Source organism: Pseudomonas sp. 21 (assembly GCF_000955805.1).
In the GTDB taxonomy this organism is placed as follows: Bacteria; Pseudomonadota; Gammaproteobacteria; order Pseudomonadales; family Pseudomonadaceae; genus Pseudomonas.
Genome location: NZ_JYOA01000008.1, coordinates 377,379 through 397,941, shown reverse-complemented (window position 1 = coordinate 397,941; position 20,563 = coordinate 377,379). Strand labels below are relative to the sequence as shown.

Annotated in this window: 24 protein-coding genes, 4 tRNA genes and 1 pseudogene; 7 read left to right on the top strand and 22 right to left on the bottom strand. The window is 62.4% G+C overall.

Features of this window, described 5'->3' with window-relative positions:
• The 16 genes and pseudogenes from UB43_RS21045 to UB43_RS20980 form a co-directional block, all read right to left on the bottom strand.
• Window positions 1-218 (bottom strand): annotated as a pseudogene (locus UB43_RS21045) (hypothetical protein); the annotation flags it as partial.
• Window positions 215-472 (bottom strand): hypothetical protein, encoded by a 258-nt coding sequence (locus UB43_RS21040; protein ID WP_045214844.1) that lies wholly within the window; start codon window positions 470-472, stop codon window positions 215-217. The gene UB43_RS21040 and the pseudogene UB43_RS21045, both read right to left, overlap by 4 nt.
• On the bottom strand, window positions 469-672 hold the full coding sequence (locus UB43_RS21035) for a hypothetical protein (protein ID WP_045214842.1): 204 nt from the start codon (window positions 670-672) through the stop codon (window positions 469-471). The genes UB43_RS21040 and UB43_RS21035 overlap by 4 nt, the downstream gene beginning before the upstream one ends.
• Window positions 665-1,114: a hypothetical protein gene (locus UB43_RS29640; protein WP_156160465.1), complete on the bottom strand. Its 450-nt coding sequence runs from the start codon at window positions 1,112-1,114 to the stop codon at window positions 665-667. Before UB43_RS29640 ends, UB43_RS21035 begins: the two co-directional genes overlap by 8 nt.
• Window positions 1,111-1,458, bottom strand: a complete 348-nt coding sequence (locus tag UB43_RS21030) for a hypothetical protein (protein ID WP_045214840.1) — start codon at window positions 1,456-1,458, stop codon at window positions 1,111-1,113. Before UB43_RS21030 ends, UB43_RS29640 begins: the two co-directional genes overlap by 4 nt.
• Window positions 1,458-1,673 (bottom strand): AlpA family transcriptional regulator, encoded by a 216-nt coding sequence (locus UB43_RS21025; protein ID WP_045214837.1) that lies wholly within the window; start codon window positions 1,671-1,673, stop codon window positions 1,458-1,460. The genes UB43_RS21030 and UB43_RS21025 overlap by 1 nt, the downstream gene beginning before the upstream one ends.
• A 79-nt stretch (window positions 1,674-1,752) precedes the next feature.
• On the bottom strand, window positions 1,753-2,259 hold the full coding sequence (locus tag UB43_RS29635) for a hypothetical protein (protein WP_156160464.1): 507 nt from the start codon (window positions 2,257-2,259) through the stop codon (window positions 1,753-1,755).
• Window position 2,260: 1 nt separating this feature from the next.
• Window positions 2,261-3,466 (bottom strand): integrase arm-type DNA-binding domain-containing protein, encoded by a 1,206-nt coding sequence (locus UB43_RS21020; RefSeq protein ID WP_045214834.1) that lies wholly within the window; start codon window positions 3,464-3,466, stop codon window positions 2,261-2,263.
• A gap of 207 nt (window positions 3,467-3,673) precedes the next feature.
• Window positions 3,674-3,759, bottom strand: a tRNA-Leu gene (locus UB43_RS21015).
• Between the two features lie 155 nt (window positions 3,760-3,914).
• Window positions 3,915-3,988 (bottom strand) — tRNA-Cys (locus tag UB43_RS21010).
• Window positions 3,989-4,023: 35 nt separating this feature from the next.
• Window positions 4,024-4,099 (bottom strand) — tRNA-Gly (locus UB43_RS21005).
• A gap of 68 nt (window positions 4,100-4,167) precedes the next feature.
• Entirely contained in the window at window positions 4,168-4,728 is a 561-nt protein-coding gene (gene pgsA, locus UB43_RS21000; RefSeq protein ID WP_045214832.1) for a CDP-diacylglycerol--glycerol-3-phosphate 3-phosphatidyltransferase, read from the bottom strand.
• A gap of 33 nt (window positions 4,729-4,761) precedes the next feature.
• Window positions 4,762-6,588: an excinuclease ABC subunit UvrC gene (uvrC, locus tag UB43_RS20995; RefSeq protein ID WP_045214829.1), complete on the bottom strand. Its 1,827-nt coding sequence runs from the start codon at window positions 6,586-6,588 to the stop codon at window positions 4,762-4,764.
• Between the two features lie 2 nt (window positions 6,589-6,590).
• Window positions 6,591-7,235 carry a UvrY/SirA/GacA family response regulator transcription factor gene (gene uvrY, locus UB43_RS20990; protein ID WP_017517075.1) on the bottom strand — a complete coding sequence of 215 codons (645 nt, stop codon included), beginning with the start codon at window positions 7,233-7,235 and terminating at the stop codon, window positions 6,591-6,593.
• Window positions 7,236-7,761: 526 nt separating this feature from the next.
• Complete coding sequence (locus UB43_RS20985; protein ID WP_256205199.1) at window positions 7,762-8,025, bottom strand: hypothetical protein; 264 nt, start codon at window positions 8,023-8,025, stop codon at window positions 7,762-7,764.
• Window positions 8,026-8,226: 201 nt separating this feature from the next.
• Window positions 8,227-8,314, bottom strand: a tRNA-Ser gene (locus UB43_RS20980).
• 134 nt (window positions 8,315-8,448) lie between these two features.
• Between UB43_RS20980 and UB43_RS20975 the strand changes: the two genes are divergently transcribed.
• The 7 genes from UB43_RS20975 (at window position 8,449) to UB43_RS20945 (ending at window position 12,700) form a co-directional block, all read left to right on the top strand.
• A complete protein-coding gene (locus UB43_RS20975; RefSeq protein ID WP_045214826.1) occupies window positions 8,449-9,114 on the top strand; it encodes a Bax inhibitor-1/YccA family protein in 666 nt (221 codons plus the stop codon).
• Window positions 9,115-9,229: 115 nt separating this feature from the next.
• The gene (gene tusD, locus UB43_RS20970) at window positions 9,230-9,622 is read left to right on the top strand and encodes a sulfurtransferase complex subunit TusD (protein WP_045214824.1); all 393 of its coding nucleotides are present in this window, start codon (window positions 9,230-9,232) and stop codon (window positions 9,620-9,622) included.
• Entirely contained in the window at window positions 9,622-9,981 is a 360-nt protein-coding gene (tusC, locus tag UB43_RS20965; protein WP_045214821.1) for a sulfurtransferase complex subunit TusC, read from the top strand. Before tusD ends, tusC begins: the two co-directional genes overlap by 1 nt.
• Complete coding sequence (tusB, locus tag UB43_RS20960; protein ID WP_045214818.1) at window positions 9,981-10,283, top strand: sulfurtransferase complex subunit TusB; 303 nt, start codon at window positions 9,981-9,983, stop codon at window positions 10,281-10,283. The genes tusC and tusB overlap by 1 nt, the downstream gene beginning before the upstream one ends.
• The gene (locus tag UB43_RS20955; RefSeq protein WP_045214816.1) at window positions 10,280-10,615 is read left to right on the top strand and encodes a TusE/DsrC/DsvC family sulfur relay protein; all 336 of its coding nucleotides are present in this window, start codon (window positions 10,280-10,282) and stop codon (window positions 10,613-10,615) included. Before tusB ends, UB43_RS20955 begins: the two co-directional genes overlap by 4 nt.
• Window positions 10,612-11,610, top strand: coding sequence for a glycosyl transferase family protein (locus tag UB43_RS20950; protein ID WP_045214813.1), 999 nt, complete (start codon window positions 10,612-10,614; stop codon window positions 11,608-11,610). The genes UB43_RS20955 and UB43_RS20950 overlap by 4 nt, the downstream gene beginning before the upstream one ends.
• An 88-nt stretch (window positions 11,611-11,698) precedes the next feature.
• Window positions 11,699-12,700, top strand: coding sequence for a glutathione S-transferase family protein (locus tag UB43_RS20945; protein ID WP_045214810.1), 1,002 nt, complete (start codon window positions 11,699-11,701; stop codon window positions 12,698-12,700).
• 188 nt (window positions 12,701-12,888) lie between these two features.
• Here the strand turns inward: UB43_RS20945 and UB43_RS20940 are convergent, their stop codons facing one another.
• From UB43_RS20940 to ftsK, 6 genes are read right to left on the bottom strand one after another with little or no spacing between them, the layout of a single operon-like run.
• Window positions 12,889-13,236, bottom strand: coding sequence for a lysozyme inhibitor LprI family protein (locus UB43_RS20940; RefSeq protein ID WP_082085885.1), 348 nt, complete (start codon window positions 13,234-13,236; stop codon window positions 12,889-12,891).
• Entirely contained in the window at window positions 13,233-14,618 is a 1,386-nt protein-coding gene (gene cysG / locus UB43_RS20935; RefSeq protein WP_045214808.1) for a siroheme synthase CysG, read from the bottom strand. Before cysG ends, UB43_RS20940 begins: the two co-directional genes overlap by 4 nt.
• 1 nt (window position 14,619) lies before the next feature.
• Window positions 14,620-15,900 carry a serine--tRNA ligase gene (gene serS, locus UB43_RS20930; protein ID WP_045214805.1) on the bottom strand — a complete coding sequence of 427 codons (1,281 nt, stop codon included), beginning with the start codon at window positions 15,898-15,900 and terminating at the stop codon, window positions 14,620-14,622.
• Between the two features lie 46 nt (window positions 15,901-15,946).
• Complete coding sequence (locus UB43_RS20925; RefSeq protein ID WP_045214802.1) at window positions 15,947-17,272, bottom strand: replication-associated recombination protein A; 1,326 nt, start codon at window positions 17,270-17,272, stop codon at window positions 15,947-15,949.
• Window positions 17,273-17,310: 38 nt separating this feature from the next.
• Complete coding sequence (gene lolA, locus UB43_RS20920) at window positions 17,311-17,934, bottom strand: outer membrane lipoprotein chaperone LolA (protein ID WP_045214800.1); 624 nt, start codon at window positions 17,932-17,934, stop codon at window positions 17,311-17,313.
• A gap of 19 nt (window positions 17,935-17,953) precedes the next feature.
• Entirely contained in the window at window positions 17,954-20,365 is a 2,412-nt protein-coding gene (gene ftsK, locus UB43_RS20915; RefSeq protein ID WP_052969588.1) for a DNA translocase FtsK, read from the bottom strand.
• Window positions 20,366-20,563: the final 198 nt, after the last annotated feature.

Sequence of the window (20,563 nt, the reverse complement as noted above, 5' to 3'; positions counted from 1 at the left end):
TAGGAAAGCCGGGGCGATTCACCGGCGGCTTCGTCCAACTGGATACTGTCAGAGGAGGCGTCGAGAAATACACACCGCGCCATCCTGTTGAACATCCCCCAGTTCCCCCGCATCTCGTGAACGGTAGAAACATCCAGGTAGCAGCCAAGCGCCTTGGCTGATTCCGCATAATTGCGGTACTGACGACGGCCAAGTCGGAGGGTGGTATCGGTCTTCATTTGGCGCCCTCCTCGTACTGCTCCGCCTTTTTCAGATGGTTTTCGAGCCGTTCTCCGGTATCACAAAGGGCAGCGGCAATGACCTGCAGAGCAGAGAGCAGGCCACCGAGTTCGTACTCGCGAAGGAACTCCTGATTGGCGTCGTCGGACTTTCTGCAGATGTCCTCCAAGATCAATTTGCCGATGGTGTCGACGGCATAGCCGGCATCACCCATGAGTTTCGCGGACTCATAGCCGAGGGGATGAATGGTCATTTCCCACCCCCAAGCATGACGCCACACAGCTTGATCTCTTGGCGAAGGCTGCAAATGCGGGCAGCCAAATCGCGATCGATGGCGCGCAAGGCAGGCTCAGCCTGATAGCGCAGGATGTGCTCCAGTTCGTCGGCATACCTGAGAAGGTTCTGGACTACGGCATTGGGCGAGTCATTCGCTACCGAGGGGAGGTTATGCATGGCGCACCTCCTGAGCATCCAGGGCGCGAGCACGGTCCATGGCTTCGTTGTAGCGAGCCAGGCGGACGGACAGGGAGGAATCAGCGTGAAGTGCGGCCAGGGCGCAGGCTCGATGGTAAGCGGCCCGTGCTTTGGACGGATTGAGGGTGAGGGTGCGACGCTTGAGCATGGTCGAGTGTCCTTCGAAGCGGTTTGTTTTTCCGCTTCCCTGACGCCAATCAGGGAGGGCGGAACCGTGCGGGTTGGCGTACCGGTCGAAGAGCCGGCGCATCTTGCGATGCCCACGCACGGCCCACCCACAAAGGGTTTGCCATGCTGCGGACACAAAAAAACCGCTCAGTGGCGGTGTGTCCGCCTTCGAATTCAGGACGCCAATCCTGGCTGCCGATTTTGCGGCAGCGAGATGACTATAGGGCCAGGTGGTCAGCTTCGCAAGAGTCATGCTGCAACCCTCCGATTGAGGGTCATCATCGACAGGGCACGCTGGGCACGAGCGCGCTGCGGCTCGGGGATGCTGTAACGCTTGACGTCGCAGGACTTGCCCCAGCGGGTGGGTACGCGCTCAGGCAGAGCCTGGAAGTGGATGCCCCAGTCATGCTTCAGGGCGCTGATGGTCGAGTTCAGGCAGTGATCGCCCAAGCGCTCGGCTTCGAAACGGTTGAGAGAGCCGCCGGCGACCAGATAAGCAAGAATGCGGCTGACCTTGGTTGGAGCGTTAGCGACTGTGATAGTATTACGTTCAGAACATTGTGGGCTGGCCTGTTGGTCGGCCTTTTTTTTGTCCATTAGGCGGCCACCCCGCGAGCGTCAGCGACGCGGGAATCCATCCAGGCCCTAACCTCATCTTCGAGCCAGACCACGGTCATGGGACCGAGATTGATTTGCTTAGGGAACGTACCTGCCGCAATCCTGCGGTAAAGATCAGACTGGCTAAGAGCCGTTAAGGAAAGGACTTCCTTAACTCGAATGAAGCGCGCTGGAACGCTTGGTGTGCTTGCCATCGCTTTAGCCTCCTTGGGGCTTGTTGGGAGCGATGGGCAAATGCTATGGGTGACTAACGATCAAGTATTTCCAAGAGATTTAGCTTTTCTTTGGAAGTTTTCGAGATCGGTGATAGCCCGACTTGTAGTACGCGCTTTTTGCCGTTCCGGCGCTAACATTCAGGGCTTTGCCAATTTCATGGAAAAGCCCCTCGTCTACCGGAATGCCTTTTCTTTTCAATCTCATAACCAAGACAGGAACTGCGAAAGCAAGACGCCGGGCTTTCCTCATAGCAACAAAATGCGAACCTTTGGGTAGCGTTACTCCGAATGCCTCATCCAACGTCTTTACGTGTAAATGTCTCCACTCCCGGAAACATTGCTGGTACCCAGCCGAAAGCCATTCAGGCATAGGCAACTCATGGATCGCGCACAGGCGAAGTGCTTCAAGGACACTGTTCCGAGCTCCTTCCTCAAAGCTAGATCGATAGGCTTCAAGCATCAGCGACCATGCTTGCCAGCGCTGGAAAGGGCTTAGCGGGCCATCGTCCCCAGCGGCCTTTGCTTGCTCAAAGCTCCAAGTCGGATCGAAGTCTGAGAAATCCATTTCAGGCACTCCTAAGTGCCAAGACATTCGCACCAGCACATAGCGCGTCGATCTCGTTCGCCCAGGCTTGCATCATTCCTCGGCGCTGCTCGAGGTACTGAGCGTGGTTATAGGTGTCGCGGATTTCATCCTTGTCGCTGTGCGCCAGCTGACGCTCAATCCAATCGCGATTGAAGCCCCGGCTGTTCAGCTCAGTGCTGAGCAAGTGGCGGAACCCATGACCTGTCTGCCTTCCCCCGTAGCCGATCGTGCTGAGAGCCTTGTTCACTGTGTTCTCACTCAGTGGGCGGCTAGTGTTGGCCTTGCCCGCAAACGCCAGGACATAACGTCCCGTGATCGCATGCTGAGCGCGCAGAAGCTCTACCGCCTGGGTGGGCAGCGGAATAATGTGAGGACGGCGGGCCTTCATACGAGCAGCCGGCACCGTCCAAACCGCAGCATCCAAATCGAACTCACTCCAGGGCGCTTGGCGTAACTCCCCCGGGCGTGCGCCGGTGAGCAGCAGCAGGCGAATGGCAATCTTGGTCGAAACGTCGCAAGAAGCACTGGAGAGTAAATCCAGTAGCTCTGGGATTTCAGCGAGCGGGATGTGCGGGTGATGCCTCGCCGGAGGCGTATGCGCCGCCACCACATCAAGATCAGTTGCAGGATTCGTTTCGACAACTCCGCGGGCCAGGCCGAACCTGAAAATCTGGTTTAACCACTGGCGCACCTTGCCGGCGACGTTCATTGCCCCGCGCCCCTCCACCCTCCTCACCAGATCGACCAAATCAGGCCTGCTGATCTCTGTGACGGGGCGCTTGCCAATTGCGGGGATGATGTCCTTATCGAGGTACGCCCGGGCTTTCTGCACTGTGGCATCCGCCCAGCGAGGCGCGCTGTAAGCGTGCCACTCGTCGGCGAGCATTTCAAAGGTATAGGTGGTGGCCTCTAGCGCACGCTTCTGAGCTTGTTTGTGCTGAGACGGATCAACCCCTGAAGCTACCTGCGAGCGCGCCGCGTCGCGCAGCTCTCGCGCCCTGGCCAAGGTTATCGACGGATAGGTGCCAAGACTGATCATCTTGGGCCTGCCGGCAAAGCGATAACGAAAGCGCCAAAGCTTGCTTCCGTTGGGCGTGATCTCGAGGCTCAAGCCAAGCGTGTCCGACACACGATATAGCTTCGCTTTCGGCTTTGCGGTTCGGGCAGCGGTATCGGTGAGAGGCACAGCTGTCTCCGGATGCCACGCCCGGCGCCATATCTACGGCCGAACGTGAGTAGATTCCTGGGTAAGAGATGTCCTTACTCACAAATCTACTCACATAAATTTGAGCTTGCAACGGAACGGTAGAGAACGCTGGACACAAAAAAGCCGGGCTATAGCCCGGCTTTTCTGGGTTTTCTCGAATCGTGAGGAACGCTCGAGAAAGGTAAGTGGTGCCCGGAGCCGGACTCGAACCGGCACGCCCAAAGGGCGAGAGATTTTAAGTCTCCTGCGTCTACCGATTTCGCCATCCGGGCGGTAGCGCGTTGCGGTGTTTCCAGGTGCAAGCCCGGAAGGGGCTGGACTATATACAGCCCTACTCCCCCTGCGCAAGTTGCTGAAACTCGCAATCCCTGCAGCGGGTCATGAAAGAAAAAGCCCTGTAAATCTTCGATTTACAGGGCTTTTCTATTGGAGGCTGAGGTCGGAATCGAACCGGCGTTCACGGATTTGCAATCCGGTGCATAACCACTCTGCTACTCAGCCATAACACGGATGACTCAAGGTGAATCATCAAAATCTGGAGCGGGAAACGAGACTCGAACTCGCGACCCCGACCTTGGCAAGGTCGTGCTCTACCAACTGAGCTATTCCCGCGTTGTCGTGTTGACGGGCGCCATTCTAACGATTTGGAAATGCCTGTCAACTCCTTGATTCAAAAATACTTATTTCTCTTTCGGGGTCGTGTTCAGGTGCGGCCAGGCCGCCAGCAGATAGTGCAGCATCGACCAGAGGGTAAGGATGGCGGCAACGATCAGCAGCGCATAGCCAACCAGCACCCAGAAGGTCATCAGCGGCGCATTGGCCAGGAGAATCACCAGCGCCAGCATCTGCGCCGCGGTCTTCCACTTGCCCAGGCTGGAAACAGCGACATGCGCCCTCGCCCCGATCTCCGCCATCCACTCGCGCAGCGCCGAGACGACGATCTCGCGACCAATGATGATGGCGGCAGGCAGCGTCAGCCACAGGTTCGCGTGCTCTTCCACCAGCAACACCAGCGCGGTGGCAACCATCAGCTTGTCCGCCACCGGGTCAAGGAAGGCACCGAAGGGCGTGCTCTGCCCCAGTCGGCGCGCCAGGTAACCATCGAGCCAGTCCGTGGCGGCGGCAAGGGCGAATACGGCGCTGGCAGCCAGGTGACTGGCCGGGAACGGGAGATAGAACAGCAGGATGAAGATCGGAATGAGCAGAACGCGGAGCAGTGTGAGCAGGTTCGGGATATTCATCGGGTCGGAAGGTCTGCGAGTTGAGCCGGCATTCTACTCGCTGTGCAGTGCAGCATAAATCTGCTCTGCCAGCTTTTTGCTGATACCGGGGGCTTTGGCAATTTCATCGATACTGGCTCTGCCCAGTTCCTGCAACCCGCCGAAATGCTTGAGCAGGTCACGGCGGCGCTTGGGCCCGACTCCAGCGACATCTTCTAAGGTCGAGGTGCGGCGTGCCTTGCCGCGCCGAGCACGGTGGCCGGTGATGGCAAAGCGGTGTGCCTCATCGCGGATCTGCTGGATCAGGTGTAGCGCGGGCGAGTCGGCGGGCAAGGCGAATTCATGTTCGGCGTCGTTGAGGTAAAGGGTTTCCAGACCGGGCTTGCGAGTGACGCCCTTGGCGACACCAAGCAGCGTCAAGCCAACCACCGCCAGCTCCTGAAGCACTTCCTGGGCCATCGCCAACTGGCCCTTGCCGCCGTCGACCAGAAGAATATCGGGCATCTTGCCCTCGCCTTCCTTCAAGCGGCTGAAGCGGCGGGTCAGCGCCTGGTGCATGGCGGCGTAATCGTCTCCGCCGGTGATGCCTTCGATGTTGAAGCGACGGTAGTCCGACTTCAGCGCACCTTCCGGGCCGAAGACCACGCAGGAAGCCACAGTCGCCTCGCCACTGGAGTGACTGATGTCGAAGCATTCGAGCCGCTGCGGCGGCTCGGGCAGATCCAGCGCCTCGCCCAGCGCATCGAAGCGCGCAGCCATGTGCTGGCGGTTCGCGAGGCGGGCGGCCAATGCCTGCTCGGCGTTGGTCACCGCCAACTGTTGCCAGCGCGCACGGGTGCCGCGGACTCGGGGGGTGATTTCCAGCAGTCGACCACGGGACTCCTCGATGGCCGAAGCAAGGATCGGGAAGTCTTCATGCACGGCGTTGACGATCAACTCGTTCGGCAGATCGCGCTCGTGATGACTGAGGTAGTACTGCCCGAGGAAGGCCAGCAGGACATCACCCACCTCCTCCTCGATCGCTACCTGCGGGAAGAAATTCTTGCTGCCCAGCACCCGCCCGCCACGCACGCTGATCAGGTGCACGCAGGCGCCGCCCGGAGTGACGATAGCCGCCACCACATCGACGTTGCCCGTGCCGAATTCCATGCTCTGCTGGTCCTGCACGCGGCGCAGGATCTGCACCTGGTCGCGGAGTTCCGCCGCCTTCTCGAAGTCCAGGCGCATCGCCGCCTGCTCCATGCTGGTGGACAGTTCTTCGGCCAGCACATTGCTGCGCCCTTCGAGGAACATGATCGAGTGGCGCACGTCTTCGGCGTACTCCTCCTCGCTCACCAGCCCGACACAGGGGGCCTTGCAGCGCTTGATCTGGTACTGCAGGCATGGGCGCGTGCGGTTGCGGTAGTAGCTGTCCTCGCACTGGCGCACGAAGAAGGCCTTCTGCAGCAGCGCAAGGCTTTCGCGAATAGCACCAGCGCTCGGGTAAGGGCCGAAGTAACGTCCTTTGGTCTTCTTGGCACCACGGTGGATGGTCAGGCGCGGAAATGGGTCCTCACTTGACAGGAAGACGTACGGATACGATTTATCGTCGCGCAGCAGAATGTTGTAAGGCGGCCGCCACTCTTTGATCAGCGTCTGCTCGAGCAGCAGCGCCTCGGTCTCGTTGGCGGTAATGGTCGTCTCGACCTGGGCGATCTTCGCCACCAGGGCGGCCGTCTTCGGCGCGAGGCCGGACTTGCGGAAATAACTGGAGAGACGCTTCTTGAGGTCCTTCGCCTTGCCGACGTACAGCAGCTTCGCCTCGGCGTCGAACATCCGATAAACACCCGGCCGCCCGCTGCAGGTGGCCAGGAAAGCCGCCGAATCGAACAGTTGCGCCATGATCAGTTGCTGGCGTCGACCATGCCGTGCCGGACAGCCAGCAGCGCCAGCTCGACGTCACTGGTGATCGAGAGCTTCTCGAAGATGCGGTAGCGGTAGGTGTTCACGGTCTTGGGCGAGAGGCACAGCTTGTCCGAGATGCTCTGCACCTTGTGGCAGTTGGCAATCATCAGCGCGATCTGGATCTCGCGCTCGGACAATGTGTCGAACGGAGATGCGTTTCTTTCCGGCTCGAAGGATTTCAGCGCAAGATTCTGGGCAATCTGCGGGCTGATATAGCGCTGACCGGCGAAAACCTGGCGAATTGCCTGGACCATCTCGTCCAGGGCAGCGCCCTTGGTGAGATAACCGGCGGCGCCCGCCTGCATCAGGCGAGTCGGAAACGGATCCTCTTCGCACACCGTCACCACCACGACGCGCACATCGGGCTGGCTGCGCAGCAGTTTTCGGGTGGCTTCCAGGCCGCCGATGCCGGGCATCTTCACGTCCATCAGCACAACGTCAGGCTTGAGCTCGCGGGCCAATTGCAGCCCACGTTCGCCGGAGTCGGCTTGCCCGACGACCTGCAGGCCGTCGATATCAGCCAGCATGCGGGTAATTCCGGTGCGCACCAGATCGTGATCATCGACCACCAGCACCTTAATCACGCAGCACCCCTTGAGCAGAATGGAATGGCGAGCCCCGATAAAGAGACTACGAACAATTGCCGAACCTTAACAGAAAGCGGCTCTACGACCTAGCTTGGAAGCGGTTCGCCAAAATGCAAGCGCCAGAGAAATGCAGCGCAGGTGGGATAAATGCTGACAGATGCCTGCCACACCGTCTAGGACGGCCGTACCGGGAATTCGCTGCCCGGAAGTCTCGGCGACAATCGTGTGGCAGCTGATCGATGGACCCCGCGCGCTCAGTCTCCACCTCCGCTGCCTGAGCCACATCCACCGCCTGAATCAGTATCGGCACTGCCACAATCGCTGGCGTACTCACTCCCTCGGAGTGCGTCGCTGCTATCGACTGCACCAAAGGAGCCGGCCGAACCGTAGTAGGAGTTGTCAGCCTGATTGACGCCATCGGCGCGGCGCGCCTTGCGTAAAGCCAGCCACGCCATACCGGTAACCAGCAGAACGCCACAGACAACCAAAGCCCCCGCCACCGATTGCTCCTTGACGATAAACTTCAGGCTTCGACGGCATCCAGCAGGGCCCACGGCTTGTAGCCTGCAGTACGCGCTGCCTTTTCCGCTTCCAGGATCGCCTCGGTGCGACTCAGAGAACGCGAACGATGCTCGAAGCGAAAGGCGGGCCCACTCTCTGCGCGCACACTGAGAACAATCAGATAGCCCCGCATGGGATTGCTGGCTTCCCGAGTGGTTTTCACTTTCTTCGGAGCAACGCCCAACGCTTCGCGCATCTGCCGCTCGAGATCTTCGACTTGGTTCATTCAGGATTTTCCGGAGAGTGGTGCGTGAAGTTTAACTGAGCGGATCAACGTCCTACAGAATCATCTATCGGGATGACTGTCTTTTCTGACGCTGTTCAACTTGTGCAATGCCATTGCCATGAGCGCGATGCGTAACTGGAAGGCAATTCATCGCCAGAAACGCGAAAGCCCCGCGTAGCGGGGCTTTCAACGTTGTAATAGTGGCGGAAGCGTAGAGATTCGAACTCTAGGACAGTTGCCCGTCGACGGTTTTCAAGACCGTTGCCTTAAACCACTCGGCCACGCTTCCACATGAGCGGGCGGCAATATTACCGGATCGCAACACACTGTCAAACTCTGATGATTCAGCGCGCTTTACCCTCTGTTATGATGAGCACCACTACGGTCATGGATCCGTATCCCGCTTAACAGGAGTGTCTCGACATGCAAGAACGGCAATATCTCGACTCCACAGCCGTGGAGCAGAAAGAGGTCAGCGGCGTCCTGCGCAATACCTATGGCCTGCTCGCCCTGACCCTGGCCTTCAGCGGCCTGGTGGCCTTCGCGTCGCAGCAGATGCGTCTGCCCTACCCCAGCTTCTTCGTGGTGCTGCTGGGCTTCTACGGCCTGTTCTTCCTCACCGTGAAGCTGCGCAACAGCGCCTGGGGCCTGGTCAGTACCTTCGCCCTCACCGGCTTCATGGGCTACACCCTCGGCCCGATCCTGAACATGTACCTGGGCATGGCCAACGGCGCGAGCATCATCTCCTCGGCCTTCTTCATGACCGCCCTGGTGTTCTTCGGCCTGTCCGCCTACGTACTGACCACCCGCAAGGACATGAGCTTCCTGTCCGGCTTCATCACCGCGGGCTTCTTCGTGCTGCTGGGCGCCGTACTGGTCTCGTTCTTCTTCCAGATCAGCGGCCTGCAACTGGCCATCAGCGCCGGCTTCGTGCTGTTCTCCTCGGCGATGATCCTGTTCCAGACCAGCGCGATCATCCAGGGTGGCGAGCGCAACTACATCATGGCCACCATCAGCCTGTACGTGTCGATCTACAACCTGTTCATCAGCCTGTTGCAGATCTTCGGCATCATGGGCAGCGACGACTGATCAACACAGCGCCACGGAAAAAGCCCGTTTCGACGGGCTTTTTTCATTTCAGGCGCGGCAAAAAAAGGCGCAGCGCCGTATCATCCTGCGAAAATTCGCCGCCAAGGCCTGCTCCATGAAGTTCGTCATCGCCCTCTTCTCCCCGCCGCACTCGCCAGCCGCCCGGCGCGCCCTGCGCTTCGCCGAGGCTGCATTGGCCGGCGGTCATGAAATCACCCGGCTGTTCTTCTATCAGGACGGAGTGCACAGCGCCGCGGCCAACACCGTGGCCAGCCAGGATGAACTGGATGTTGCGGCGGCCTGGACGCGCTTCGTTGCCGACAACCAGCTTGACGGCGTTGTCTGCATCGCCGCAGCCCTGCGCCGCGGCGTACTCAATAGCGAGGAGGCCAGCCGCTACTCCCGCCCTGCCGCCAACCTGCAGGCACCTTGGGACCTTTCCGGCCTCGGCCAGCTGCATGAAGCAACGCAACTGGCGGACCGCCTGGTCTGCTTCGGAGGCAACTGATGGCCAAGTCCCTGCTGATCATCAGCCGCCAGGCACCCTGGGCCGGCCCAGCTGCCCGCGAGGCGCTGGACATCGCCTTGGCCGGCGGCGCGTTCGACCTGCCGATTTCGATGCTCTTCCTTGATGACGGAGTGTTCCAGCTGGCACCCGATCAGCATCCTGCCGGCATCGAGCAGAAAGACCTGCAAGCCAACCTGCAGGCTTTGCCGCTTTTTGGCGTCGAGGAACTCTATGCCAGCGCGCGCAGCCTGACCGAGCGCGGCCTGGACGCCAGCAACCTCACACTGACCACGCAGGTACTGGATGACAACGCCCTTCGCGGCCTGCTGCAAACCCACGACCAGGTGATCACGATCTGATGGCTACCCTCCACCTGCTCTCGCACTCCCCCTTCAATGACAGTCGGCTCGACAGCTGCCTGCGCCTGCTGGGCGCCGATGACGGCATCATGCTGACCGGTGATGCGGTATACGCGCTCCGTACCGGCTCGCAGCCGGCAAAGGCGCTGGAGCAACTGCCGGCGAGCAACACCCTGTTTGCGCTGCAGGAAGACCTGCAAGCGCGCGGGCTCGACGCCATCGCCTCCCGAGTCGACCGCGTGGACTACCCCGGTTTTGTCGAACTCTGCACCCGCTTCGACAAGGTGAATGCCTGGCTATGAGCACCCTACTGGTCAACGGCCACTCCCTGCCGCTGGACAAGGACGGCTATCTCGTCGATCTCAACGACTGGAGCGATGCCGCCGCCGAAGCCCTGGCGCACAACGAAGGGATCCACCTGACTCCCGAACACTGGGAAATCCTCCTGCTGCTGCGCGAGTTCTACGGCGAGTTCCAGCTCTCGCCGGCCAACCGCCCACTGATCAAGTACGTAGCCCAGAAGCTGGGCGCGGAAAAGGGCAGCAGCCTGCACCTCAACCTCCTGTTCAAGGGCACCCCGGCCAAGCTTGCCGCCAAGCTCGCCGGCCTGCCGAAGCCGACCAATTGCCTATGACCGCCGCCCCGCTCGTCCTGCAGACACCCGCCGAACACCCCTTCGCCCAGTTCGTCCGCATCCTCGGCAAAGGCAAGCGCGGCGCGCGCGGCTTGACCCGTGAGGAAGCCCGCGAAGCGCTGGGCCTGATCCTCGACGACAAGGTCGAAGAGGCGCAGCTGGGCGCCTTCCTGATGCTGCTGCGGCACAAGGAGGAAAGCGCCGAAGAGCTGGCCGGCTTCACCGAGGCCGTCCGCGAGCGCCTGCAAACGCCGAAGATCGCCGTGGACCTGGACTGGCCGAGCTACGCCGGCAAGAAACGTCATCTGCCCTGGTACCTGCTGGCGGCGAAATGCCTGGGCGGCAGCGGCACCCGCATACTTCTGCATGGCGCGGGCGCCCACACCGCGGGCCGTCTCTACACCGAGCAATTGCTCGAGCTGCTGGGCCTGCCGCTGTGCCGCGACTGGAGCGCGGTCAGCCAGGCACTGGATACTCAGGGTGTCGCCTTCGCCCCGCTGGTGGACTGGATGCCGCGACTGCAGCGAATGATCGACTTGCGCAACACCCTCGGCCTGCGCTCACCCATTCATTCCTCGGTGCGCCTGATCAACCCACTGGGCGCCACCTGCGTGCTGCAAAGCATCTTCCATCCCGGCTACCAGGCCGTGCACCGCGAAGGCAGCCGCCTGCTGGGCGACTACGCCATCGTCATCAAGGGCGAAGGCGGCGAGATCGAAGTGAACCCGGACGCCGCTTCGCACCTGTACGGCTGCCGTAATGGCAGCGACTGGGACGAAGAATGGCCAGCGCTTTCACCGCTGCGCCACGTCAAGCCGGAAAGTCTCGACCCGCAGCATCTGGCCGCGGTCTGGCGCGGCGACGCAGAGGACGTCTATGGCGAACTGGCCGTCCGCGCGACCATGGCCCTGGCCTTGCGCGCGCTCGGGCTACAGCGAGACGAAGCCTCCGCAGAGGCCGATAAACGCTGGACTGAGCGAAACAGATCGATTTAGTCGATAGCTGGAATCCTGTTTTTGCGCTAAACAATCGAGCCAGAGCCGATAGACTGGTCCCATCTTCCCGCTTTCTGGAGCACTCAAGATGGGACAGTTGATTGATGGCCGCTGGCAAGATCAGTGGTATGACACCAGCAAGGACGGCCGCTTCCAGCGCGAAAACGCGCAGCGCCGCCATTGGGTCACGGCCGACGGCCAGCCCGGCCCCACAGGCGAAGGCGGCTTCCGCGCCGAGGCCGGCCGCTATCACCTCTACGTTTCCCTGGCCTGCCCCTGGGCCCACCGCACGCTGATATACCGCCAGCTCAAGGGTCTCGAATCGCTGATCGACGTTTCGGTTGTCAGTTGGCTGATGCTGGAAAACGGCTGGACCTTCGACAAGGCGCTCGGCTCCACCGGCGACAAGCTCGACGGCCTGGACTTCCTCCACCAGCGCTACACCAAGGATGATGTTCACTACACTGGCCGGGTGACCGTGCCGGTACTGTGGGACAAGCACGAGCAACGCATCGTCAGCAACGAATCGGCGGAGATCATCCGCATGTTCAACAGCGCCTTCGACGAGATCACCGGCAACCCGCTGGACCTCTGCCCGGAGCCGCTGCGCGCACAGATTGACGAGCTGAACGAGCGCATCTATCCGGCCGTGAACAATGGCGTGTACCGCGCAGGCTTCGCGACGACGCAGGAAGCCTACGAAGAAGCCTTCAAGACTCTGTTCAACGAGTTGGAGTGGCTGGAAGAGCGCCTGGGCAAGCAGCGCTACCTGGCCGGTGAATACCTGACCGAAGCCGATGTGCACCTGTTCACCACGCTGATCCGCTTCGATGCGGTCTACCACGGCCACTTCAAGTGCAACCTGCGGCGCCTGGCGGACTATCCGAACCTGTCCGGCTGGCTGCGCGAGCTGTATCAACTGGAAGGTGTTGCCGGAACGGTGGATTTCCAGCACATCAAGAACCACTACTACGCCAGCCACCGCACCATCAACCCGACTGGCATCGTGCCGCTGGGGCCGCAGCAGGACTTCACCAGTCCGCACGGACGCGAACTTCTGCCGGGCAAGGGTATTTTCCGTAGAGGCTGAGACACCGCAGGAGCGGGCTCCGTCCGCGATCTTCATCAGCGGCTGCGAACATCGCGGATGAATCCGCTCCTACAAAAGCTGCGCAACACCAGATTTGTAGGAGCGAGCTTGCTCGCGAATCGCTTGACGCCCAAGTCTGCGGGGAAGCTGTTCGCGAGCAAGCTCGCTCCAACAGGGGGAAAGGCAGGTCAGATGGGCTTTTCGATGCCGTCGTAGACCTTCTGCAGCGCGTCCAGGCGCTCCTGGTAACGCTGCTTCAGGCAGGCCTTGTTGGCGCCGCAGGCGCGGCGCTGTTCCAGCCAGGCGAGCTGGGAGTCGCCCAGGTTGCCGCGCATGCCCATGGCGAACAGGCCGCGCAATAAACGGTAGGTCGTCGCCACCTGCACATCCATCTCGGATAGCTGGCGATCCGCGCAGATGGCTTTCTCGTCGGCCTGCCTGGCCTTCTTGCAATCGAAACTGGCGGCGGATGCCGGTAACGCAGCGAAGCCTAGGGCGCACACAGCACCCAGGACCGCTACGCGCGAGGCTCTCACTGCTGCCCCTCGAACCAGGCAAGCTTCTCTCGCAGTTGCACCACTTCCCCGACTATCACCAGGGTCGGCGCATGCACTTCGTGCTCGGCCACCAGCTCCGGCAGGTTCGCCAGGGTGCCGGTGAATACGCGCTGATGCACGGTGGTGCCCTGTTGAACAAGAGCGGCCGGCGTGTCGCCAGAGCGGCCGTGGCGCACCAGTTGCTCGCAGATCACCGGCAAGCCGACCAGGCCCATGTAGAACACCAGGGTCTGGCCCGGAGCGACCAAATCGTCCCAGGGCAGGTCGGTGGTACCGTCCTTCAAGTGCCCGGTCACGAAGCGCACGGACTGCGCGTAATCGCGGTGCGTCAGCGGAATACCGGCATAAGCCGCGCAGCCGCTTGCTGCGGTAATGCCCGGCACCACCTGGAACGGAATGCCGTTGGCCGCCAGTTCGTCGATTTCCTCGCCACCGCGACCGAAGATGAACGGGTCGCCGCCTTTCAGGCGCAGCACGCGCTTGCCCTGCTGGGCCAGCTCGACCAGTTGGCGGTTGATCTCATCCTGAGGCACGGCGTGGTCCGCGCGGCGCTTGCCGACATACAGGCGGTCCGCATCGCGGCGGCACAGTTCGAGGATGGCCGGCGCAACGAGGCGGTCGTAGAGCACCACGTCGGCCTGCTGCATCAGGCGCAGGGCGCGGAAGGTCAGCAGGTCCGGATCGCCGGGGCCGGCGCCGACCAGATAGACCTCGCCACGGGATTCAGGCTGTGGCGCTTCCAGCTTGTCCGCCAGCAGGCGCTCGGCTTCGTTCGGCTGGCCGGCGAGCATGCGCTCGGCGACAGGTCCCTGGAACACGTCTTCCCAGAACTTGCGGCGCTGCTGCAAGTCCGGCAGGCGTTGCTTCACGCGCTCGCGGAAGCGGCTGGCCAGGCCGGCCAGCTGGCCGTAGGTCGCGGGGATCCAGGTTTCCAGCTTGGCGCGCAGCAGCCGCGCCAGCACTGGCGCGTCACCACCGCTGGACACGGCCACCACCAGCGGTGAGCGATCGACGATGGCCGGGAAAATCACGCTGCACAACGCCGGCGCATCCACCACATTGACCGGCACGCCGCGCTCGTTGGCGTCGCGGGACACCTGGGCGTTGAGCGGCTCATCGTCGGTGGCGGCGATGACCAGCACGCAGTCCTGCAGGTCGCCCTGGGCGTAGGGGCGCAGGAGCAATTCGCCCGCGCCCTCCTCGACCAGCTCACGCAGCTCCGAATGCACTTCCGGAGCCACGACTCGCAGCACTGCGCCGGCATCGCTCAGCAGGCGCGCCTTGCGCAGTGCGACATCACCGCCGCCGACCAGTAGGGCGCGACGTCCGCGCAGGATGTGGAACAGCGGCAGGAAGTCCATCTCAGCCGATGACCTCGATGCCCGCCATGTACGGCTTGAGCACTTCCGGCACGCGAATCGAGCCGTCGGCCTGCTGGTAGTTTTCCAGCACGGCGACCAGGGTACGGCCAACGGCCAGGCCCGAGCCGTTGAGGGTGTGGACCAGCTCCGGCTTGCCGGTTTCTGGGTTGCGGTAGCGCGCCTGCATGCGGCGGGCCTGGAAGTCGCCGCAGTTGGAGCAGGAGGAAATCTCGCGGTACTTGTCCTGGCTCGGCACCCAGACTTCCAGGTCATAGGTCTTGGCGGCGCCGAAGCCCATGTCGCCGGTGCACAGCGCCAGGGCGCGGTACGGCAGCTCCAGCGCCTGGAGGACCCTCTCGGCGTTGCCGACCAGGCTTTCCAGGGCTTCCCAGGACTTGGACGGCTCGACGATCTGCACCATCTCGACCTTGTCGAACTGGTGTTGGCGGATCATGCCGCGGGTATCACGGCCCGACGCGCCAGCTTCGCTGCGGAAGCACGGGGTGTGGGCGACGAACTTCAGCGGCAGCTCCTTCGCGTCGAGGATCTGGCCAGCCACGATGTTGGTCAGCGAGACTTCGGCAGTCGGGATCAGGTACAGATCGGCTTCGTCTTCACGCTGGATCTTGAACAGGTCTTCTTCGAACTTCGGCAGCTGGCCGGTGCCCTGCAGCGCCGGAGCCTGTACCAGGTACGGGGTATAGGCCTCTTCGTAGCCGTGTTCGCGGGTGTGCAGGTCGAGCATGAACTGCGCCAGTGCGCGGTGCAGGCGGGCGATCGGGCCGCGCATCAGGGCGAAGCGGGCGCCGGACAGGCGCGCGGCGGTCTCGAAGTCCAGCCAGCCGTGCTGCTCGCCCAGGGCGACGTGGTCCTTGATCTCGAAGTCGAAGGTGCGCGGGGTGCCCCAGCGGCGAACTTCGACGTTCTCTTCTTCATCGGCACCGACCGGAACGGATTCGTGCGGCAGGTTCGGAATGTTCAGCAGCAGGTTGTCCAGTTCGGCCTGGATGACATCCAGTTCGCGCTTGCCAGCATCCAGCTCCTCGGCCATACGGTTGACCTCGGCCTTCAGCGGCGCGACATCTTCACCCTTCTTCATGGCCAGGCCGATGGCCTTGGAGCGCGAATTGCGCTCGGCCTGCAGGGTCTCGGTGCGGGTCTGCACGGCCTTGCGCTGGCTCTCCAGCGCCTCGATGCGCGCCACGTCCAGGGTGAAGCCACGGGTGGCCAGGCGTTCCGCCACTTCCTGCGGCTGGGTACGAACCAGTTTGGAATCGAGCATGGTGTCTTCTCGTGTCTAGTGTCAGGCGACGCTCGCAGGCGCCACTTCAGGATTTTCTGCGACGGCGGGAACTGGCCTTGTCGAGGCTGGCCAGGTGGCGCAGCTTTTCGCCGATCTTCAGTTCGAGCCCGCGCGGCACGGGTTGGTAATACTGGCGCGGCTCCATGGACTCGGGGAAGTAGTCTTCTCCGGCCGCATAGGCATCCGGCTCATCATGGGCATAGCGATACTCGTCGCCATAGCCCAGGTTCTTCATCAGCTTGGTCGGTGCGTTGCGCAAATGCAGCGGCACCTCCAGCGAACCGCTCTCCGCCACGTCACGGCGCGCCGTGTTGTAAGCGTTGTAGACGGCATTGCTCTTCGGCGCACAGGCCAGGTAAACGATAGCCTGCGCAATCGCCAGCTCGCCTTCCGGGCTGCCGAGGCGTTCCTGCACGTCCCAGGCATGAAGGCACAGGGTCAGCGCGCGCGGATCGGCGTTGCCGATATCCTCGCTGGCCATGCGCACCACGCGCCGGGCTATGTACAGCGGATCGCAGCCACCATCGAGCATGCGCGAATACCAGTACAGCGCGCCATCGGGGCTGGAGCCACGCACTGACTTGTGCAGCGCGCTGATCTGGTCGTAGAAGGCCTCGCCGCCCTTGTCGAAGCGCCGGCGCGAGTCGCCCAGCAGGTTCTGCAGCAACTCGGCACTGATCTCGCTGTTGTCTTCGGCGAGGTCGGAAGCGTTCTCCAGCAGATTGAGCAGGCGCCGGCCATCGCCGTCAGCGGCGGCCATGAGGATCGCGAAACTGTCGTCGGGCAGGCTCAGGTTGCGCTTGCCCAGGCCCTTTTCCTCGGTCAACGCGCGCTCTACCAACCGCCGCAGGGCCGCTTCGTCCAGGCTTTTCAGCACGTAGACGCGGGCGCGGGAGAGCAGCGCATTGTTCAACTCGAAGGACGGGTTCTCGGTGGTCGCGCCGATGAAGATCAGCGTGCCGTCTTCCACATAAGGCAGGAAGGCATCCTGCTGACTCTTGTTGAAGCGGTGCACTTCGTCGACGAAGAGGATGGTGCGGCGGCCGTACTGCGCGGCGTGCTGCTTGGCCACTTCCACCGACTGACGGATTTCCTTCACGCCCGAGAGCACCGCCGAAATGGTCTCGAAGTGCGCGTCGGTGACCTGCGCCAGCAGCTTCGCCAGCGTGGTCTTGCCCACTCCTGGCGGGCCCCAGAAGATCATCGAGTGCAGCGCGCCCTGCTCCAGCGCCTCGCGCAGCGGCTTGCCGCGGGCGAGCAGATGCTCCTGGCCGACGTACTCGTCCAGGCTGGTCGCGCGCAGACGCGCGGCCAGGGGCTGGGAAACGGGGGCGGAGCGGAACAGATCCAAGGTCTTACCTATTACTTAAAGCCGGCGCCGGGCGCCGATCATTCCTGGATGACGTCGACGCCCTTGGGCACCTCGAAGACGAACTGCTTGGCGTCCATCGCCTCGTTCATCTTCACGTCGAAGAACAGGATATTGGTGCGCTGGCCAACGCTGTCGATCAGCTGCATGTCGTTCACCACACCACTGCGGAAGGAAATACGCAGGCTGTCGAACAGGGTGTCCTTGGACTTGGGCTTGAGGGTGAAGTCGACCACGTTGCCGCCATCCTTCGCGGTGATATCGAAGCTCTGGCCAATCTTCGACACGTCGCCGGAGAGCAGCAGCGCGGGGGTCTGGGTCAGGCGCTGGTCGAGCTTCTGGATGGTCACCTGCTCGAGGTCCGGGTCGTACAGCCAGATTTTCTCGCCATTGGAGATCAGCAACTGCTCGTTCGGCGCATCGGTATGCCAGCGGAACAGGCCCGGGCGTTTCAGGCCCAGGGTACCGGCGGTTTCCTGCAGGCGAGTGCCGCTGCCATCCAGGGTCAGCTGGGAAAAGCGCGCGGTCATTGTCTGGGCCTTGGTGAGCATCCCGCTCAGGCGCTGCGCAGCGGCCTCGTCGGCATGGGCCTGGACGCCGGCAACAGCCAGCGCAGCAACGAACAACAGGCGGATCAGACGCATCGAAACCCTCGAAGTCGAATCAATCACGGATCGGGGCCGGCGCGATGACTTCGCGCGAGCCATTGGTATTCATCGGAGTGACCACGCCGGCCATCTCCATTGCCTCGATCATCCGCGCGGCGCGGTTATAGCCGATCTTCAGCTTGCGCTGCACGGCGGAGATCGAAGCCCGGCGGCTTTCGGTCACGAAGCGCACAGCTTCGTCATAGAGCGGATCGTCCTCGCTGCCCTCGCTGCCCTCGCCACCGCCGCCACCTTCGAACGAGCCGCCACCGCCTTCATCGGCGCCAGCGAGGATGTCCTCGATGTAGTTCGGCGCGCCACGCAGCTTCCACGCCTCAACGACGCGGTGCACTTCGTCGTCGGAAACGAAGGCGCCATGGACACGAATCGGCAGGCCGGTGCCCGGCGGCAGGTAGAGCATGTCGCCGTGGCCCAGCAGTTGCTCGGCGCCACCCTGATCGAGGATGGTACGCGAGTCGATCTTGCTGGAAACCTGGAAAGCGATACGGGTGGGGATGTTCGCCTTGATCAGGCCGGTGATCACGTCGACCGACGGACGCTGGGTCGCCAGGATCAGGTGGATGCCCGCCGCACGCGCCTTCTGGGCGATACGGGCGATCAGCTCTTCCACCTTCTTGCCGACGATCATCATCATGTCGGCGAATTCGTCGACCACCACCACAATGGTCGGCAGGGTCTGCAGCAGCGGCGCCTCGTCTTCCATGCTCTCGCGGCGGTACAGCGGGTCGGTCAGCGGGGTGCCGGCCTCCTCCGCGTCCTTCACCTTGCGGTTGAAGCCGGCCAGGTTACGCACGCCCATGGCCGCCATCAGCTTGTAGCGGCGCTCCATCTCGGCGACGCTCCAGCGCAGTGCGTTGGCGGCCTCCTTCATGTCGGTGACGACCGGGCAGAGCAGGTGCGGAATGCCTTCGTAGATCGACAGTTCCAGCATCTTCGGGTCGATCATGATCAGGCGCGCCTCTTCCGGCGTGGACTTGAACAGGATCGACAACAGCATGGCGTTCACGCCCACCGACTTACCGGAGCCGGTAGTACCGGCCACCAGCAGGTGCGGCATCTTCGCCAGGTCGGTGATGATCGGATGACCGCCGATATCATGGCCCAGGGCCAGCGGCACGGTGGACTTGTGCTCGTCGTACTCCGGGGTCATCAAGACTTCGGAGAAACGCACCATCTGCCGGTCTTCGTTGGGAATCTCGATGCCCACGGTGGTCTTGCCGGGGATGACTTCCACCACGCGCACGCTGATCACCGCCAGCGAACGCGCCAGGTCCTTGGCCAGGTTGGAGATACGGCTGACCTTCACGCCGGCGGCCGGCTGGATTTCGAAACGGGTAATCACCGGGCCCGGATGCACGGACTCGACGATGACCTCGACGCCGAATTCCTTGAGCTTGATCTCCAGCAGGCGCGACATGGCCTCCAGGGATTCGGGCGAATAGCTCTGCTTCTTTTCCGAGGCCGGGTCGAGGATCGACAGCGGCGGCAGCGTCCCTTCCACGGCGGTATCGACGAACAGTGGCGCCTGCTTCTCTTTCAGCACGCGCTTGCTCGGCTCGGCCGGCTTGGTGGGCGGCGGCGGGACGTCGATCTTCGGCGCCACGCGCTTCTCACGCTCCTGCACGCTCTTGACCAGCGCTTCCTCGCGCTCGATCAGGCGCTCCTTGACCTTGGCCTGCTCGCGGCGGTCGGCAACGATGGGCGCAGCGACCTCGGCCACGCGTTCGTCGACTTCACGCAATTGCGCGACGAGCTGCTTGTGCTCGCTGCGGGCACTCCACCAGCGGTTGGTGGCGTTATGGATCAGCTCGAACAGATCGAGGGTGATCTTGCCGGTGACGTCCATCACCTTGAACCAGGACAGGTCGGCGAACACCGTCATGCCGAACAGGAACAGCGCCAGGAACAGCAGCGTGCTGCCCTGCACGTTCAGCGCATTGATGCCCAGCTGGCCCAGGCTCTCACCCAGGGCGCCACCGGCAGTGGCCGGCATGTGGGCACCGCTGGTATGGAAATGGATGTAAGCCAGCGCGGAGCCGGACAGGACCAGGAACACCAGGCCAATCAGCCGCCAGGAGAACAGCCAGCCACTCCACTCCCAGGGCATGTGGCGCTTGCGGAAGACCTGGTAGGTCTTCACCGCCAGCAGCAGCGGGAACAGGTAGGCGAAATAGCCCAGCACCATGAACAGGATGTCAGCGCTCAGCGCACCCAGGCGGCCGGCCGCGTTCTGCACCTGCTCGACGTGACTGGAGTGGCTCCAGCCCGGATCGGAGGAATCGTAGGTGAGCAGCGCCATCCAGAGGTAAAGGCAGAGCGCGCCCAGCGCGATCAGAGCCCCTTCCTTCAGACGGTAATGCAGTTGCTGGCGCCAGGCGGCGGCATGGCTTGCTGTGGTGTCCTTCAAAACGCTTCTATTCCTGCGCTATACGCGCGTCCGAGAGTCGTTGGGCCGCGAAACGGGCCTATTGTACGGCTTTGGCCGGCCGATGCCAGCGAACCCGGGCGTGTCCGATTGCGCTTTTGCCGGCTTTCCGGGGTTCGGTGTAGCATAGCCCAACACCGCTTTTCGGCTGCTCAATTGGAGCACGCATTCTCTTACGTG

Excerpts from the sequence above, each read along its gene's own strand:
- UB43_RS29640 (WP_156160465.1), bottom strand. The coding sequence starts at position 1,114 with ATGACTCTTGCGAAGCTGACCACCTGGCCCTATAGTCATCTCGCTGCC.
- pgsA (WP_045214832.1), bottom strand. The coding sequence starts at position 4,728 with ATGAATATCCCGAACCTGCTCACACTGCTCCGCGTTCTGCTCATTCCG.
- tusC (WP_045214821.1), top strand. The coding sequence starts at position 9,622 with ATGGCCAAGTCCCTGCTGATCATCAGCCGCCAGGCACCCTGGGCCGGC.
- tusD (WP_045214824.1), top strand. The coding sequence starts at position 9,230 with ATGAAGTTCGTCATCGCCCTCTTCTCCCCGCCGCACTCGCCAGCCGCC.
- UB43_RS20950 (WP_045214813.1), top strand. The coding sequence starts at position 10,612 with ATGACCGCCGCCCCGCTCGTCCTGCAGACACCCGCCGAACACCCCTTC.
- UB43_RS20985 (WP_256205199.1), bottom strand. The coding sequence starts at position 8,025 with ATGAACCAAGTCGAAGATCTCGAGCGGCAGATGCGCGAAGCGTTGGGC.
- UB43_RS21030 (WP_045214840.1), bottom strand. The coding sequence starts at position 1,458 with ATGGACAAAAAAAAGGCCGACCAACAGGCCAGCCCACAATGTTCTGAA.
- UB43_RS20955 (WP_045214816.1), top strand. The coding sequence starts at position 10,280 with ATGAGCACCCTACTGGTCAACGGCCACTCCCTGCCGCTGGACAAGGAC.
- uvrC (WP_045214829.1), bottom strand. The coding sequence starts at position 6,588 with ATGGCGCAACTGTTCGATTCGGCGGCTTTCCTGGCCACCTGCAGCGGG.
- UB43_RS29635 (WP_156160464.1), bottom strand. The coding sequence starts at position 2,259 with ATGGATTTCTCAGACTTCGATCCGACTTGGAGCTTTGAGCAAGCAAAG.
- UB43_RS21025 (WP_045214837.1), bottom strand. The coding sequence starts at position 1,673 with ATGGCAAGCACACCAAGCGTTCCAGCGCGCTTCATTCGAGTTAAGGAA.
- lolA (WP_045214800.1), bottom strand. The coding sequence starts at position 17,934 with ATGCGTCTGATCCGCCTGTTGTTCGTTGCTGCGCTGGCTGTTGCCGGC.
- UB43_RS21040 (WP_045214844.1), bottom strand. The coding sequence starts at position 472 with ATGACCATTCATCCCCTCGGCTATGAGTCCGCGAAACTCATGGGTGAT.
- serS (WP_045214805.1), bottom strand. The coding sequence starts at position 15,900 with ATGCTCGATTCCAAACTGGTTCGTACCCAGCCGCAGGAAGTGGCGGAA.
- tusB (WP_045214818.1), top strand. The coding sequence starts at position 9,981 with ATGGCTACCCTCCACCTGCTCTCGCACTCCCCCTTCAATGACAGTCGG.
- UB43_RS21035 (WP_045214842.1), bottom strand. The coding sequence starts at position 672 with ATGCATAACCTCCCCTCGGTAGCGAATGACTCGCCCAATGCCGTAGTC.
- UB43_RS20975 (WP_045214826.1), top strand. The coding sequence starts at position 8,449 with ATGCAAGAACGGCAATATCTCGACTCCACAGCCGTGGAGCAGAAAGAG.
- UB43_RS20945 (WP_045214810.1), top strand. The coding sequence starts at position 11,699 with ATGGGACAGTTGATTGATGGCCGCTGGCAAGATCAGTGGTATGACACC.
- cysG (WP_045214808.1), bottom strand. The coding sequence starts at position 14,618 with ATGGACTTCCTGCCGCTGTTCCACATCCTGCGCGGACGTCGCGCCCTA.